We start from the raw sequence: 506 nt of genomic DNA on the forward strand, positions 1-506 counted from the left end.
CCTTTTATATTCCATGTTATTTTAGAACCTTCTTTACCACCTTTTAAAGTTGCATGTACTTCTTCTCCTTCTTGAGCGTATAAAGAATCCTTATCAGTATCTAAAGTAAGTTGTTTGTATATATAAATTTCATTTGTTGTAAAATCCGTTAATATGTGTTTTGTTTTCATATATTTAAAATAAATTTTAAAACTAACACAATTCGGATTCGATATTCCATAAAATTCCAAAGTAGCCTTACCGTATGAATCAACTTTAACACGATCATGTTTTGGAATATAATCATAAAAGTAATAATGATAAATTTCAATTTCTGTATTTGGAATTAAATTACTTACCTCAAGATTAAAATCTTGATTCAATTTTACAGTACGGTAATTACCTTCATAACTAGGATAAATAATATTAGGAATATATTCTTTATCAATATAAACAATAGTCTTATTTAATTTTTGCCCCATAGTATTTACACTAATAATAGGATTGGTTTCAAATGGATCTTTAGA

1 protein-coding gene is annotated in these 506 nt (G+C 25.1%); it reads right to left on the minus strand.

The window, feature by feature from the left end; genetic code table 11:
- The coding region (locus L8U00_RS07785) for a hypothetical protein (RefSeq protein WP_263709116.1) at window positions 1-506 on the minus strand (506 nt) is incomplete at both ends.

Origin of the sequence: Campylobacter sp. IFREMER_LSEM_CL2256 (genome assembly GCF_025771645.1) — a bacterium.
GTDB lineage: Bacteria > Campylobacterota > Campylobacteria > Campylobacterales > Campylobacteraceae > Campylobacter_D.